Source organism: Desulfovulcanus sp. (assembly GCF_982781345.1).
The window spans coordinates 1-15,378 of record NZ_CEYAEZ010000065.1 but is presented as its reverse complement, the minus strand read 5'-3'; the positions used below and the strand labels follow the sequence as shown (position 1 = coordinate 15,378).

The 15,378-nt window shown below is 42.6% G+C and carries 17 protein-coding genes and 1 tRNA gene; 11 read left to right on the top strand and 7 right to left on the bottom strand.

Annotated features, from left to right (window positions below; all coding sequences use genetic code 11):
* Positions 1-139 precede the first annotated feature (139 nt).
* The gene (locus AC3WVG_RS09725) at positions 140-1,042 is read right to left on the bottom strand and encodes a M23 family metallopeptidase (protein WP_488797933.1); all 903 of its coding nucleotides are present in this window, start codon (positions 1,040-1,042) and stop codon (positions 140-142) included.
* Between the two features lie 124 nt (positions 1,043-1,166).
* Positions 1,167-1,907, bottom strand: coding sequence for a tRNA lysidine(34) synthetase (locus AC3WVG_RS09720; protein ID WP_488797932.1), 741 nt, complete (start codon positions 1,905-1,907; stop codon positions 1,167-1,169).
* A gap of 41 nt (positions 1,908-1,948) precedes the next feature.
* Between AC3WVG_RS09720 and AC3WVG_RS09715 the strand changes: the two genes are divergently transcribed.
* The 8 genes from AC3WVG_RS09715 (at position 1,949) to moaC (ending at position 8,905) form a co-directional block, all read left to right on the top strand.
* Positions 1,949-2,266 (top strand): 4Fe-4S binding protein, encoded by a 318-nt coding sequence (locus tag AC3WVG_RS09715; RefSeq protein ID WP_488797931.1) that lies wholly within the window; start codon positions 1,949-1,951, stop codon positions 2,264-2,266.
* Positions 2,267-2,469: 203 nt separating this feature from the next.
* Positions 2,470-3,408, top strand: coding sequence for an ABC transporter ATP-binding protein (locus tag AC3WVG_RS09710; RefSeq protein ID WP_488797930.1), 939 nt, complete (start codon positions 2,470-2,472; stop codon positions 3,406-3,408).
* Positions 3,408-4,172, top strand: a complete 765-nt coding sequence (locus tag AC3WVG_RS09705) for an ABC transporter permease (RefSeq protein WP_488797929.1) — start codon at positions 3,408-3,410, stop codon at positions 4,170-4,172. Before AC3WVG_RS09710 ends, AC3WVG_RS09705 begins: the two co-directional genes overlap by 1 nt.
* 65 nt (positions 4,173-4,237) lie before the next feature.
* Positions 4,238-5,596 carry a GldG family protein gene (locus AC3WVG_RS09700; RefSeq protein WP_488797928.1) on the top strand — a complete coding sequence of 453 codons (1,359 nt, stop codon included), beginning with the start codon at positions 4,238-4,240 and terminating at the stop codon, positions 5,594-5,596.
* A 46-nt stretch (positions 5,597-5,642) separates the two neighbouring features.
* Positions 5,643-6,905 (top strand): DUF4340 domain-containing protein, encoded by a 1,263-nt coding sequence (locus AC3WVG_RS09695; protein ID WP_488797927.1) that lies wholly within the window; start codon positions 5,643-5,645, stop codon positions 6,903-6,905.
* Positions 6,906-7,016: 111 nt separating this feature from the next.
* Positions 7,017-7,232, top strand: a complete 216-nt coding sequence (rpoZ, locus tag AC3WVG_RS09690; protein ID WP_252380976.1) for a DNA-directed RNA polymerase subunit omega — start codon at positions 7,017-7,019, stop codon at positions 7,230-7,232.
* 2 nt (positions 7,233-7,234) lie between these two features.
* The gene (gene dnaJ / locus AC3WVG_RS09685; RefSeq protein ID WP_488797926.1) at positions 7,235-8,344 is read left to right on the top strand and encodes a molecular chaperone DnaJ; all 1,110 of its coding nucleotides are present in this window, start codon (positions 7,235-7,237) and stop codon (positions 8,342-8,344) included.
* An 81-nt stretch (positions 8,345-8,425) separates the two neighbouring features.
* Complete coding sequence (moaC, locus tag AC3WVG_RS09680) at positions 8,426-8,905, top strand: cyclic pyranopterin monophosphate synthase MoaC (protein ID WP_488797925.1); 480 nt, start codon at positions 8,426-8,428, stop codon at positions 8,903-8,905.
* Positions 8,906-8,955: 50 nt separating this feature from the next.
* Here the strand turns inward: moaC and AC3WVG_RS09675 are convergent, their stop codons facing one another.
* The 3 genes from AC3WVG_RS09675 to hisH are packed head-to-tail and all read right to left on the bottom strand — an operon-like array spanning position 8,956 to position 10,620.
* Entirely contained in the window at positions 8,956-9,210 is a 255-nt protein-coding gene (locus tag AC3WVG_RS09675) for a hypothetical protein (protein WP_488797924.1), read from the bottom strand.
* Positions 9,210-9,989: an imidazole glycerol phosphate synthase subunit HisF gene (hisF, locus tag AC3WVG_RS09670; RefSeq protein WP_488797923.1), complete on the bottom strand. Its 780-nt coding sequence runs from the start codon at positions 9,987-9,989 to the stop codon at positions 9,210-9,212. Before hisF ends, AC3WVG_RS09675 begins: the two co-directional genes overlap by 1 nt.
* Entirely contained in the window at positions 9,982-10,620 is a 639-nt protein-coding gene (gene hisH / locus AC3WVG_RS09665; protein WP_488797922.1) for an imidazole glycerol phosphate synthase subunit HisH, read from the bottom strand. The genes hisF and hisH overlap by 8 nt, the downstream gene beginning before the upstream one ends.
* Positions 10,621-10,747: 127 nt before the next feature.
* Between hisH and nth the strand changes: the two genes are divergently transcribed.
* Both nth and tgt read left to right on the top strand, forming a co-directional pair.
* Complete coding sequence (gene nth, locus AC3WVG_RS09660) at positions 10,748-11,386, top strand: endonuclease III (protein ID WP_488797921.1); 639 nt, start codon at positions 10,748-10,750, stop codon at positions 11,384-11,386.
* 115 nt (positions 11,387-11,501) lie between these two features.
* Complete coding sequence (tgt, locus tag AC3WVG_RS09655) at positions 11,502-12,626, top strand: tRNA guanosine(34) transglycosylase Tgt (protein ID WP_488797920.1); 1,125 nt, start codon at positions 11,502-11,504, stop codon at positions 12,624-12,626.
* 67 nt (positions 12,627-12,693) lie between these two features.
* Here the strand turns inward: tgt and AC3WVG_RS09650 are convergent.
* Together AC3WVG_RS09650 and AC3WVG_RS09645 are read right to left on the bottom strand one after the other, a co-directional pair.
* Positions 12,694-12,769 (bottom strand) — tRNA-His (locus tag AC3WVG_RS09650).
* 111 nt (positions 12,770-12,880) lie between these two features.
* Positions 12,881-14,104, bottom strand: coding sequence for an LL-diaminopimelate aminotransferase (locus AC3WVG_RS09645; RefSeq protein WP_488797919.1), 1,224 nt, complete (start codon positions 14,102-14,104; stop codon positions 12,881-12,883).
* 233 nt (positions 14,105-14,337) lie between these two features.
* On the opposite strand from AC3WVG_RS09645, the gene AC3WVG_RS09640 reads away from it, so the two are divergent.
* Positions 14,338-15,258: a DMT family transporter gene (locus tag AC3WVG_RS09640; protein ID WP_488797918.1), complete on the top strand. Its 921-nt coding sequence runs from the start codon at positions 14,338-14,340 to the stop codon at positions 15,256-15,258.
* The last annotated feature ends 120 nt before the right edge of the window (positions 15,259-15,378 follow it).

The window sequence follows — 15,378 nt, the reverse complement described above, 5'->3', positions numbered from 1 at the left end:
AATAACCTCCCTATGCACAGCACTTCCGCAATCTTCGCCAAGATGTGTTACCCAAGCCGTTTGTAATGCATTTTAGAAAATGCACTCTTCAATTGTGTAGTAATTTGAGGATGTTAATCGTGTCAGAAAGTATGAAGCTTTAATTTAATATATAGCGTAATGGATTGACAGGCATGCCATTCAGACGAACTTCATAATGCAAATGGGGACCGGTACTGCGACCCGAATTACCCATATAGGCTATGATTTCTCCCCTGGCCACCTTTTGCTTTTTTTTGACTACATAACGTGATAGGTGAGCATATCGGGTGGTTATACCTAAGCCGTGGTCAATAACTAAAGAAATACCGTAGCTGCCATCTTTACCTGCAAAGACAACTTTGCCTTCTGCAGGTGCATAGATGGGCGTACCCACTGGTCCGGAGATATCAAGACCTTTGTGGAATTCCCTACGACCTGTAAAAGGGGAGATGCGGTAACCAAACTCAGAGGAAATCCAGCCCTGAGTGGGCCAGATAGAAGGGGTAGCGGCCAAGATATTTTTTTGGCTGCGTATAGTTTCGAGTAGTTCTTGTTGCCTGATTTCCTCTAGACGGGCTTCAGTACTAAGTTGGTCTAAAAAATTATGCATCTTGCGCGTCAAAAGTTCCTGACGATATAGAGGAAAATAGGTATTGGGAAATCCTTTGTCTGGTGCACCGCCCAGAGAGTTGAGCGAAACCTGTTCGGGTTCCAAGTTCATCATCACTCGCAGCTTGGTATCAAACTCTTTGATCCGGGAAAGATCAGTTTCCAATCTCTTTATTTTATTGGCAAAAGTCAAAAGCTGGACTTTTTGTTTCTGAACCAGAGTCTTGGATAGAGTGAGTTGCTTTTCAATAGAGCGGAATTTTTGGAAATTTTTCCACAGATAGATATTCGTTCCCACCAGGACGATTATAGCCAAAAAAATAAAGATAGTGGTCCAACCCCTGAGACGAAATTTACGGCAACAACCTTGTTTTTCTTTAAAAACAACTATTTGATATTTTTGGAAAAGCATGATTTGGCGCGATTGGTTTAGTTTAGTTTAAACGATAGAATTTAGTTGTACTGATTTGTTTGTGGTTAAGTAGTTGACCGTTATCTGATTCTCAGGTCACAATCATTCATTTTCGCTAGTTGAACTATTGATAAAAGTCAAGTTGCCATTTTTTTAAGGCATTGAAAATATTTTTTTTAATCGTCTTGTTGTCTTTGGTTAATTCGGAAATCATGGCCGTAATTTCCGACCTTTTAGTGGACTGGGCCGAGGGGCATGGATTGTCCCATACAGGCAAATTCCACTTGTTGGCAGCTTGGCGGATATATTTTTTTTCAACTAGGAGCATAGGGCGGATAACTCTGAGCCGACCGGAAAAGAATTTTTCATTGGGAGAAAGTCCTTCCACCCGTCCGGTTTGAAATAAATTCATAAAAAAGGTGGTCACGAGGTCATCAGAGTTATGCCCCAGGGCAAGGTGAGTCAGGTTATATTCAGCACACAATTGGAACAAACGTTTCCGTCTGTTCCAGGCACATAAAAAACAGGGAGATTTTTTGCGGTTTTTGCTTGAGTGAGCATATGGGCCGAAATCAGTCACTTCTATATGAGCTGGAAGTTGGTGTTTTTTTAACCATTCTAAAAGGGGAGTATGGTTTTCTGGCTCAAAGCCCGGATTTAAATGCAGGACCATTATTTCGAAGAAAAAAGGGACAATCCTCTGTCTTAGAAGAAGCACTTTTAGCATGGTCCAACTGTCTACACCGCCGGACAAGGCCACACCTATGCGTGCTCCGGGCCAAATCATCCCGGTTTTTTGCATTAATTTTCCGCACCGGCCTAGACAAACTTTTTGAGCATAGTTAAGTTTGGAACGTTGTGACATAATTTCTTTATTTTTTATCTCTCTTCGACGAGGAAGTTATTATGTTTGTTGTTAATGAAAAAGAGTTTCCAGATTCCAGGGTAGTAGCGCATCTGGACCGCGACAGGTGTGATGGTTGTGCAATTTGTGTAGATATCTGTCCTACAGGCGCACTGGAACTTGTGGATAACAAAAAAAGGCTAGGTAAAAAAGTCATCTTCATCCAAGCAAAAAAATGTCATGGATGTGGGGTTTGTGAAGGAGCCTGTCCAAAAGAAGCGATTTTTATTCCTGGCCTGAGCATTGGCGACCTCCGTAGTTATGTACATAAGGCTATTGCTGAGATTTATCAGGAAGTGAGTATAAGACCGCCGGCTTGAGTAGAGCCAAGTGCAGCACGCTAGATTCTGAGTCCACTATGGTCTCCTTGACAGCCCAAAAATGTCAATTATACTTATAACTACAACTATTCAGCTCATCAACTTTTTCTTCATATGTCTTTGCCGCCATAAACATTTTGTCGGTTCAGACGAGAAATCAAGTATTTTTAACAACCTTTTAAGTGACTACTGGGGTGTGACGTATGCTTCAGGTTAAAGACTTGAATCTTTTTTATGGACGCAATCAGGTTCTTCATAATTTAAACTTCCACTTAAACCAGGGCGAGATCTTGGGCTTTTTGGGACCAAACGGAGCTGGTAAGTCCAGTACGATGCGTATTTTGACCGGATATCTTGTTCCTTCCTCAGGTCAGGTGCTATTTGATGGTCAGGATATTCAGAAGGCTCCTCTATTGCTGCGTAAAAACTTGGGTTATTTACCGGAAACCGCTCCCATTTATCCTGAGCTGAAAGTTATTGAGTACTTGCGATGGGTGGCTAGAATTAAGTCTTGCGTCCATGCTGACAAAGACGTTCAAGAAGTAATGGGAAAATGTGGGTTAACCCCGGTTAAAAATAAGCTTATCGGTCATCTTTCTAAAGGTTACCGGCAAAGGGTAGGTCTAGCTCAAGCCATACTGGGCAATCCGAAGCTTTTAATTTTGGATGAACCAACTGTGGGCCTGGATCCAGGGCAGATTCGAGAGATCAGAGAGCTGATTCGAGAACTGGGAAAAGAGAGGACTATTCTTTTAAGCACTCATATTTTGCCGGAAGTGGAGTTAATTTGTGATCGGGTTATTATAATAAATAAAGGTCGTATATTGGCTGATGACAACGTCGATAACCTGGTTCAAAGGGCTGGTCGGGGCAGACATCTGTTACGGGTCGGTTTTGAGACTGTAAATATGGATGAACTCAAAGAAAGGCTTTCGGCTCTTAAAGGTGTACATCAATTTGATATACAGACTTCTAAAGATGAGGTTATAATTCATGTTCAGGCAGAGCCAGGTAAAGATATTCGGGCTGATCTATCGGACTTTGTATATGGACTAAATGGTAAGATCCTGGAATTTAGGCCTATGGATTTGAGCCTGGAGCAGGCCTTTGTCAATTTAGTGTATAAACAAGGAGAAGCCTAATGCATACTCTAACTCTGGCTCGGAAAGATTGGATGATTTTGTTTCGTTCTCCACTGGCCTATATTGTTTTGGGCTGCTTTTTATTTATCTCCGGTTATTTTTTTGTATCTCTTGTAGGGCAATTCCAACTTTTTAGTTTGCAGGTTATGCAAAATTCGGGAGTGGAGAATTTTACTCCCCAGGAATGGGTGATTCGTCCTTTTTTGCAGAATGCAGGAGTAATTCTACTCTTTTTTATACCCCTTTTGACCATGCGTACTTTTAGTGAGGAAAAGCGCATGGGTACGTTTGAACTTTTGCTCAGTTATCCGGTTCAGGAATATCAAATTGTGCTGGGTAAGCTCCTGGCCGTTGCTGGTTTTTTGACCATTGCCCTTGTTTTGAGCGGAGTAGGGCCGGCTTTTCTCTTTGTCTATGCCCAGCCTGAACTATTACCCACGGTGACTGGATATTTTGGGCTTTTGCTTCTGGCCCTGAGCTTTGCCAGTATTGGAATCTTTATTTCTTCTTTGACTGAGAATCAGATTGTTTCGGCTACGCTGAGTTTCGGAGCCTTGCTTTTACTCTGGCTTCTGTCCTGGGTAAAGGAACTAGTCCCTGAGTTTTTTAAACCAGTTGTTGAGGCTTTGTCTTTACTCAGTCATTTTGATTCCTTTACTAAAGGCGTGTTGTCTGTACCTGATCTTACTTATTATTTTACTTTTATTTTGGCTTTTGTGGGATTGACCATGCTCAGCTTGGAAAACCAGAGATGGAGAGCGTGAGGGGAAGATGAGAAGATAAGAAGATGGGAAGCTAAGAAGTTAGGAGAAGATGAAGGAGTAAAAAGATGACCTGGAAGAAGTTTGGGCAATTATCCGGGACTATAATTGTGGGTCTGGCAGTGCTGGTAGGCCTGAATGTTTTAGCTAATAAGGCTGACCTTCAATATGATACAACTAAAAACAAGCGCTACTCTCTTTCCAAACAGACTATTAAAGTCCTAAAACACTTGGAAAGACCGGTTAAGGTACTTTGTTTTTATCGTCCCGGAGAAGCCGGGCGTAAAAACTTGGAAGATCTTTTAAAGTTGTATGCTAAAGAAAGTACTAATTTTAGCTTTGAGTTTGTGGATCCGGACAGGTCTCCTTTTAGGGCTAAGGAATTCAAAGTGCGCCAAACAGGAGAAGTAGTTCTATTAAGTGAGAACAGGCAGGAGAAGATACTATTTCCTGATGAAGAAAAATTGACCAATGGACTGATCAGGGTGTCCAATCCGGAAAAGGCCAAATTTTACTTTGTTCAGGGTCATGGTGAAGTACCTTTTTCAGGTTTTGGAGAAAAGAGCATTACTCAACTAAAGGATGTTTTAAAGAATCAGGGAGTTGAGCTTGAGAAGCTACTTTTGGCCAGGGAGAAAAAAGTTCCTGAAGATGCGTCAGCTCTGGTAATCATTGGGCCACAGAAAGATTTTTTAAAGCATGAACTGGCTCTTTTGACTGATTATTTGAATACAGGTGGGAGGCTGTTTCTGGCCTTAAATGCAGAAACAGAGACTAATCTGGATCTGTGGATTAAAGACAATCTACACTTGAAACGTCTTTCCGGCTTGATTTTGGATCCGATGAGTAAGTTGATTGTGGGCGACTATCTGAGTCCTTTGATTCAAGATTATCCCTACCATAAAATTACCGAAGATTTTAACTTGATGACTATCTTCCCCACCTGTACGGCCTTTGAGGAAGAAGCTGAAGCACAGGCTAAATACCAGATAACTCCTTTGGGCCGCAGTACAGGGAGCGCCTGGTTGGAGACAGATTTGGCCAGTCTGAAAAAAGGACAGGCTCGTTTTGATCCGGGCAAGGACATTCAGGGGCCATTATGGCTGGCTGTTGTTTATGAAAACGAGTTTCAGGAAAAGGACTCAAACGCTACCTTAAAGTCCAGGGTGGTAGTCTTTGGTGATAATGATTTTCTAACCAACCAGTTTATTGGGCTGTCCGGGAATATGGATCTGGCCCGCAACTCTTTGAACTGGCTTAGGGAAAAGGAGGATACTCTGGCTATTTCCAAGCCAAAGCTGGCCAATTCATTGCTCTTTTTAAATGTATGGCAACAGCGCCTTATTACCTGGGTTCCTCTTGTAGTTTTACCTTTGCTGTGTGTATTGATGGCTGTTTATGTGGGTATGAAGAGAAGAAAATGTTGAGAATGTTGAATGCTTGATGTCGAATTAAATGTTTAAGGGGAGAGGAATGAAACGGCTGGTTTTTCTAATCATCTTGCTTGCTTTTATCTGGGCCGGTGTATTTTTGTGGCCGGAAAAAAAGGATGAGCAAAAAGCGAATTGGCCGGATTTTAAAAAGTTTGATATTGTTAAAATACAATTTGATCAATTCGAACTCGTAAAAGACAAGGATAAATGGCGCGTCAAGGAAAAGGGTCGAGATATCCGGCCATATGCTGATCAAACAAAGGTTGATGCCCTGATTGATTTCTTGCAGGTCAATTCGCCTAAGCGTTTTTTGGGTTCTCTGGATAAGGACAAGGTAGGCGAGTTTGGACTGGACAAGCCCAAGCAATTAGTTATTTATGCTCAGGAAAAATGGTCTGTGCAGGTAGGGGACAAAAATCCTTCTGAGGATGGTGTCTATGCTTTATCTTCCTCATATCCCGGGGAGCTCCTTTTGATGAATGCGGCTTATGCTGACAAGGTAGGAGCAGGAAGCGATACATATTACGAGCTAAAACTTTTGCCTTTTGATGATGAGCAAATAACAAGGGTCCGACTTTTAGAAAATAACTCTACCCGCTGGGATGTGTTGAAAAAAGACGGTGAATTTACGTTTAATGCCCCTGAGGAGATAACGAGGTACAAGGTATCATCCTCTGAAGCCACGTCTCTTTTCTTTGAGCTAGGATCAATGCGTGCTCAAGGCCTTGATTTTAAAAAGGATCAAGCAAGGCTCCAATTTACTTTGGAAGTATTTCATCGGGGTAGCAAAACTCCTTTAAAAATAAAAATTTTCAAGGCCAAGGAAAAATATTTAGCCCAGGTTGACCAAAATAAGTGGTATTTTGTTCTTGACCAAGCACAGCATGATAACCTAAATAAAACCTCTTTTTTGCTTAAGGACCGCAGTATTGTTCAACTGGATACTGGCCAGGCCCATAAAATGGATTTGGTCGTTTCCGGAAAGAATGTTCAGTTATATAAAGTGAATGGTGTCTGGAAACACAAAGATAGTGATCAAGAAGTTCCTGGTATGGGGCTTTATCTGTGGCGTCTTAGTGACCTAAAATATGAACAAGACCCCAAGTCTCAACTTCCCTCAACAGCATCCAGGTCTGTGACCTGGGCAGTCAAAGACAAGCAAGATAAAGATTTGGTCAAAGTCTATTTTTATGAAGATTCCGCTTTGCCAGCGGACAAGTGCTGGGTGCAGATTGCAGGGCAGAGCAGCTACTATGTAGTAGACAGTAGCTTGCTTGATGATTTAAAGACAAAGGTGGAATAGTGAAAAAGTGAGTTGGTTGCTTTTTATACCTTAAATTCTGTAAAACTAAACATATAATAACCAACAGGTAAAAAATTAAAACATAACACTTTTAAATCAGGTGAGGTAAATATGGCTAGAATTACAGTAGAAGATTGCTTGCAGCAGGTAAACAACAGATTTCTTTTAGTACAGATGGCTATCAAAAGAGTTAAGCAATATAGAGAGGGTTATAAGCCTCTTGTTGAAAGCAAAAACAAGGAAATAGTTACTTCTTTGCGTGAAATTGCAGCCGGAAAGATTTTGCCATCCAATTCCATTGAAAAGGCAGGGATTAAGGTTGACTAAATATGGCCAAAAGGGATTATTATGAAGTTTTGGGGGTATCGCGGAGTGCCTCTTATGAAGAGATAAAAAAAGCCTATCGAAAGTTAGCCTTTAAATACCATCCGGATAGAAATCCTGATGATCCTCAGGCAGAAGCTCTTTTTAAAGAGGCAGCCGAGGCCTATGAAGTCTTGCGTGATCCGGAAAAGAGAGCCCGTTATGACCAATTTGGTCATGAAGGGGTAAGTGATAACGGCTTTCAGGGCTTTCACTCTGCTGAGGATATATTCTCCACTTTTAGTGACATATTCTCGGAGTTTTTTGGTTTTGGCTCAAGCCAATCCGGTCCAAGGCCTCGATCTGGTGCTGACCTGCGTTATAATTTGACAATTTCTTTTCGCGAGGCAGCCAAAGGTACTGAGGTAGATTTAAACATCCCTAAACGGGAAACCTGTGACCGCTGTCAAGGAACAGGGGCTGAACCAGGACACAGGGTGGAAACCTGTGCCCATTGTCAGGGGTCGGGGCAGGTTTATCGTTCACAAGGTTTCTTTCGAGTATCCATGCCATGCCCTGTTTGTCATGGACAGGGGACTATAATTAGTCATCCTTGCAGTAAATGCCGTGGAAGAGGGATTGTTAATGTCAAAAAGAAGATTAAGGTCCGGGTTCCTGCAGGAGTAGACAATGGTAGCCGATTGCGTCTGCGCGGTGAAGGTGAACCTGGAGAGCATGGAGGCCCCCCTGGCGATCTCTACGTGGTTATTTATGTTCAGGAAGATGATGTTTTTAAACGTCATGGCCAGGATTTAATTACTCAAGTGGAAATCAGCTTTGTCCAGGCTGCCCTGGGTGCCAAGGTTGAGGTGCCCACTTTGGATGAACCAGTTCCAATGGAAATCCCCAAAGGCACACAAAGCGGGAAGATTTTTAAGCTCAAAGGGTTGGGACTGCCTTACCTGGGAAGTACCCAACATGGTGATTTGTTAGTTGAGGTTATAGTCAAAACTCCTACTCGCTTGACCAAGAAGCAAGTAGAGCTTTTACGCGAATTTGAGCGTTTGGAGCAGGAAAAGGTGGGGAGCAAGGTAAAAAGTTTCTTTAAAAAGGTGATAGGTGATACTAATAACTAAAGGTTGAGAGCAACAAGAATTTCAAGGCCTTGCACGTTTTGCCCTAAATCTGAAAATCTCAAGAGCATTCACAGATTAAAAATGTCGAAAAAATTGACTCATATTGACCAGAACGGACAGGTTACAATGGTTGATGTAGGACACAAGCCCGAAACTATACGTAAGGCTATTGTGGAGAGCTTTGTCCGCGTTTCTCCTGAAACTATGGCCTTACTAAAAGAGAACGCCCTGCCTAAAGGCGATGTCCTGACAACGGCCAAAATAGCCGGGATTATGGCGGCCAAGAAGACTGCTGAGCTCATTCCCTTGTGCCATCCTCTTTTTTTAAATTTTGTAGATGTCCGTTTTGAAATAGATGATCAAGAAAGTTTGATTCGGGTAGAAGCAGAGGCTAGAACGACCGCGAGCACAGGAGTGGAAATGGAAGCCCTGGTCGCTGCACAGGTAGCCTGCATGACCATTTACGATATGTGCAAGGCAGTGCAGAAAGATATTGTCATTGAAAGATGTCAATTGGTGCACAAAAGTGGCGGCAGAAGCGGAACTTATGATAAAAAATAGCTAGAAAGGTATTTGGAAATAGTAAGGGCGGCTTGTGGGCCGCTCTTTTTTTAATCATTCTGAAATTCACTGGCATCTTGCCAAAGATAGTCTTTATATTCGGCTGTCCATTTTTGCCGAATGGGGTCGTACCACGTCCCTCCTAAATAAGTTTCCCCATCCCATACCACGGCCTGAAACTTGTTCATGCGCATGGTTTCCAGGATTGTTTTTATCCTTTTTTCAAAATCATCGGTTTTGGGGATCTCTTTGGTCACTACTTCGGCTTCGCAGTGGGTCATAGATTCTATAATAATCTTTCCCATTACCAGACCATCCTTACCTTGACTCCTTGGTCATGCATATACTTTTTAATCTCAGGAATAGTGTATTCACCGTAATGGACGATAGAGGCTATCAGTGCTGCGGAAGCCCTGCCTTTTGTCACGGCATCAACCATATGTTGCGGGTTCCCAGCTCCGCCAGAGGCGATGACAGGGATGCGCACATTTTCTGCTATTAACCGCGTGAGATTTAGTTCATAACCGTCTTTGGTCCCGTCTGCATCAATGGAATTAATGCAGAGTTCGCCTGCTCCAAGCCTTTCTACTTCCTGTGCCCACCACAGGGCGTCTATGCCCATAGGTTTTCTTCCACCGTGGATAACAATTTCATATCCGGAGGGGATTTGTTCGGATTTATTGACCCGCAACACATCCATGCCTACAACAATGCATTGAGAACCAAAAGCATCGGCACCATCTGCTATGATTTTTGGGTTTTTAACTGCTGCGGAGTTAACAGAAATTTTTTCCGCACCTGCTAGAAGAACAGCGCGCATATCTTCCACAGAACTTATACCTCCACCCACTGAAAAGGGGATAAAAATCTGGGAGGCTACCTGTTCCACCACCTTGAGCATAATGCCGCGCCCTTCATGAGATGCGGTTATATCGTAAAAGACGATTTCATCGGCCCCTTGTTCATAATAAATCCTGGCTGTTTCAACGGGATCGCCGATATCCACATTTCCTTTGAATTTTATCCCCTTGGTTAGCTTGCCGTCTCGAACATCCAAACAGGGTATGATTCTTTTACTAAGCATTATTTATCTCCTGGCAAAAATTATAGAAATTTTGCAAGATTTTTAAACCGGGCCGACCGCTCTTTTCAGGGTGGAATTGAACAGCCCAAAGTCCGTCTCGGCCGTGTATTGAGCAGAATTTCTGTCCGTAAATAGTGGTTCCAATGATAAATTCGGGTTCTGGTACCGGATAATAACTGTGCACAAAATAAAATTCAGCATCCTTGTCAACGCCTTTAAGAAGCAGGCAATCTTTTTCCAGATGGACTTTATTCCACCCCATGTGGGGAATATTTATGGGTAGACCTTGGTCATCGGTTAGGTCAGGATTAAATTTGGCACACTTTCCCGGGATAATCCCTAAAGTGTCAGTGTTGTTTTCCGGGCTGTATTCAAGGATGATCTGACAACCCAGGCAAATACCGAGTAAGGGTTTATTCTTCTGGACCAGATCTTTTAATACCTGATCCAGATTATTTTTTTGCAAGTTTTGCATGGCTGAACCTGCAGCCCCAACTCCAGGGAAGATTATTCCCTGGGCTTGATGCAATTTGTTTGGATCGTTGGTAATCTCGCAGGGTATTTGTAAAAAGTCCAGAGCCCTTTTGACACTGGTTAAATTGCCGGCGCGGTAGTCCAGAATCGCAAGCATAATCTCCTCCTTGGTTTTTTTTAGATTAACAAATAATTGGCTAAAATCCAAGTTTGATGGATGGGGGAAAATTGGTTAAATTGTTCGACAGTGGATTCTATAGATATAGAAAGGGAATAAGCGACCGATGAATAAAAAAGAACGGGCCAGCGTAATCTTACAAAGATTAAGAAGCCGTTATCCAGCCCCTAAAACAGCATTGAACTGGGCTGATCCATGGCAACTTTTGGTGGCCACGGTGCTGGCTGCTCAGTGTACTGATCAACGAGTAAATCAGGTTACTCCAGAATTTTTTCGCAAGTGGCCGGATGTAAAGGCCTTGGCTCAGGCTGATCTAGCCGAGGTGGAAGCCGTAATCAGGAGTACCGGTTTTTATCGGAACAAGGCCAAAAATCTGGTGGCAGCGGCCCAAAAAATATGCACGGATTTTAATGGGCACGTTCCAGAGACTATGGAAGAACTTGTAATTTTGCCCGGAGTTGCAAGAAAAACAGCAAATATTGTCTTATCAAATGCTTTTGGAAAAAATGAAGGCATTGCCGTAGACACCCATGTGAAGAGGTTGAGTTTTCGGCTTGGACTGACGACATCCAAAAATCCAAACATTATTGAAAAGGATTTAATGGTTTTGTTTCCCAAAAAAGATTGGGGTCTGCTTAATCATGTCCTGGTCTTGTTTGGCCGGGAAATATGCACTGCCAGAAAACCAAAGTGCGGTGAGTGTGAATTAAGTGATATCTGTCCGAAGTTTGGGCTAAAAACTTAACTTTGTTTTTCCTAAGCCGTTTGTAATGCATTTCAGAAACCAAAACTTTCAATCAGCGGTTAAAATAAGGTTTGGCCACAGACTCTATAGAACAAACTCATAATAGGTTTTAGTAATGAAAATTGGTCAGTTTAAAATAGAGCATCAGGATGGGATGGCCAGGGCAGGCAGACTTATGACTGCTCATGGAGAAGTTGAAACGCCGATATTTATGCCTGTGGGAACCCAGGGCACGGTTAAGAGTCTTGGGCCCGATGACTTGGAGGATATTTCCGCCCAGATTATTTTGGGCAATACTTATCATCTTTATTTGCGCCCTGGCGATGAACTCATTGCCCGCTTAGGCGGACTGCATAAGTTTATGCGCTGGGACAAGCCAATACTTACTGATTCGGGAGGCTTTCAGGTCTTTAGTCTCTCTGCGCTAAGACGGCTTACTCCGGACGGAGTTGAGTTTTCCTCCCATATTGATGGCTCTAAACATTTTTTTACGCCGGAAAAGGTCATTTCTATCCAGAAAAATCTTGGCTCAGACATAATGATGGTTCTGGATGAATGTGTCCCTTATGGAGCTGATTACGATTATACAAAAAAGTCTTTGAAGCTGACCACAGAGTGGGCCAAACGTTGTCGTCAGGCCTATCCTGAGGGTAGTGGTAAGCAACTTATGTTTGGCATTGTCCAGGGCGGTTTTTTTAAAGATTTGCGCAGGGAGAGTGCCGAACAAATTATTGATATCCCATTTGAAGGATTTGCCATAGGGGGGTTAAGTGTTGGTGAGAGCAAAGAGCAATTGCTGGATCTTATGTACTACACAGCCCCTTTGCTTCCCGTGGAAAAGCCAAGATACTTGATGGGAGTGGGCAAGCCTCTGGATATTTTAGAAGGCATAAATGCAGGCATTGATATGTTTGATTGTGTTTTACCGACCCGTAACGCCCGTAATGGTACTTTATTTACCAGTCTAGGCAAGATAAATATAAAAAAGGCGGAATACAGAGAAGATGAATCTCCTCTGGACCCTAATTGTAACTGCTATACCTGCCGTAATTTTTCACGGGCCTATCTTCGTCACTTGTATATAGCCAGGGAGCTTTTATCCTACCGGTTAAATACTATTCATAACTTACAGTTTTTTCTCAATCTTGTCTTTGGTGCCAGGAAGGCTATTCAGGAAGGGAAGTTTGAAGGCTATCTAGACTATTACAGGCAGGTTTATGCAGAAAACAAGCATCAATAGCTTTTTCCTTAAAAATCAGGCAATAAAAAAGGCTTACGATTTTTTATCGTAAGCCTTTGAATTCATTTGGGGTGAGTGACAGGACTTGAACCTGCGACCACCTGGGCCACAACCAGGGGCTCTACCACCTGAGCTACACTCACCACAAGAGAGTCTGGCTTATAAACGAGTCTAGCTCTTCGGTCAAGAAAAAAATTTTATCCATTTCCATTCAAACTAATCTTCACTTAACAACATCAATCAGTTTAAACTGTTCAACTCAATGCTTTTTCAATCCTGTGCATAGCCTCTTCCACATTTTCATGGCTGTTAAAAGCGCTGATGCGGATAAAACCCTGGCCACATTTGCCAAAACCAGCACCTGGAGTGCACACAACACCAGCTTTATTTAAAAGCAGGTCAAAAAATTCCCAAGAGTCCATTTGACCATCAATCCAAACATAGGGTGAATTTTCTCCACCTACACAGGCAAAGCCTAATTTTTGCATTTGGGTGCGGATCTTCCTGGCATTTTCCAGGTAATAATCAATATTTGCTTTAACCTGTTCCTGACCTTCTGGGCTATACACTGCCTCGGCCGCTTTTTGGACCGGATAAGATACCCCGTTAAATTTGGTGGTATGCCTGCGATTCCAGAGTTCATGCACAGGGTGTTTTTTGCCGCTTTGATCGTAGGCCATGCAGGCTTTGGGAACAACTGTGTAGGCACACCGGGTTCCGGTAAAACCGGCAGTCTTTGAGAAGCTGCGAAACTCTATGGCTACCTCTTTGGCCCCATCAATTTCATAGATGGAATGAGGTAGGTTCTCATCCCGAATAAAGGCCTCATAGGCAGCATCAAAGAGAATAAGGGCCTTGTGTTCATGAGCGTAATCAACCCATTTTTTCAACTCTTCTTTAGTGATGGTTGCTCCGGTGGGGTTGTTGGGAAAGCAAAGATAAATGAGGTCTACAGGTGTTTTGGGTAGCTCCGGAATAAAATTATTTTCCTTGGTTGACTCCAGGTAGACAAGCCCTTCATAGCGGCCATTTGTAAAACTACCTGTACGACCGGCCATGACATTGGTGTCAACATAAACAGGATACACAGGGTCTGGTACTGCTATGGTAATGTCCTGGGCAAAGAGTTCCTGGAAATTGCCAGTATCGCATTTAGCGCCGTCACTGATGAAGATTTCATCAGGTTCAATTTGTGCTCCCCTGGCTTGAAAATCAAATTCAGCAATTTTTTCCCGTAAAAAAGCATAGCCCTGTTCAGGCCCGTAACCACGAAAGGTTTCGCTTTTGCCCATTTCATCTACTGCCTTGTGCATGGCCTCAAGGCAGGCCTTGGGCAGGGGGAGGGTTACGTCACCTATACCCAGCTTAATGATTTCCATGTCCGGATGTTTTTCCTGAAAAGAAGCTACCCGGCGGGCAATATCAGCAAAGAGATAAGAAGATTTCAACTTTAAATAGTGTTCATTGATGAGAATCATGTTTGCTCCCAAAGTTTTGTTTTTTGAAGTTTAAAAAACTTAAATCCCCAAGTATTAATCATTAAAGATGAGAAGATTAACCCCTAAGAGTTCAAAGACGTTAAAAAGACGTTAAAAATTGTTTAAAATTAAGGGCTGCTCTTTGTCAAATTTTGAAAAGTTCAAAAAGAATTGACTGAAAATTGTCTTTCAAGCAAAATTATTCTCTTTAGTTTTTTCAAAAGGAGAATTTGGTGGCAAAACAGGCTCTGAGGATATACAAGGCAGATTTTTTACTTTTTTTAGCAGCCATGATCTGGGGGGCAGCATTTGTTGCTCAGAGAGTGGGCATGGACCATATTGGTCCTTTTTTATTTAATGGCATTCGTTTTGGACTTGGTTCCATAAGTCTCTGGCCGTTGATTTGGTTTAGAGAGAAGAAAAGTGTTAACTCTCCCCTTTCACAGCCTTCCGATCTGACAACAGCATTAAAAGCGGGTCTTATAGCCGGAGTCTTATTGTTTGGAGGCAGTACGCTGCAGCAAGTAGGGATAATCTACACCACAGCAGGCAAGGCCGGATTCATTACCGGACTGTACGTGGTTATTGTGCCTATTCTGGGGCTGTTCTGGAAGCAAAGGCCTAGTCCTGGAGTCTTGATAGGGGCATTTCTTGCTGTCGTTGGTCTTTATTTCCTGTCAATTACCAACGAATTGACCATTGCCTATGGTGATTTTTTGGTTTTACTTTGCGCCGTGTTTTTTGCTTTGCATGTTTTAGTAATTGGATGGCTGGCCCCTAGGGTAGATTGCATCAAACTTTCATCAGTGCAGTTTGGTGTAAATTCCATCTTGAGTTTTATGGTAGCTGTTTTTGTCGAAGATATTTCCTGGCAAGGAATAATGGATGGGTTACTTCCTATTTTATATGGTGGATTTATGTCTGCCGGGGTAGCCTATACTTTGCAAGTAGTGGCTCAGAAAGACGCGCCACCTGCCCATGCTTCGATTATTTTAAGTTTAGAATCCGTGTTTGCTGCCATTTCCGGATGGATTATTCTGGATGAACAGTTAACCTCCCGGGCTATTCTGGGATGCACGCTTATGTTTACAGGAATGCTTGCAGCCCAACTATGGCCTAAAGGTCAAGGTTCGCCGCTCCCGCAAAATTTATAATTCAACTTTTAGAGGTCGCTATAGAGCCTGTGGCCGAACCTTTTTATCAACTTAATTTCCATGACTTATTCTAGTCTTGGTTTCTTTCATGCTGGTACAAAGACTTGGACCCATCTAAAA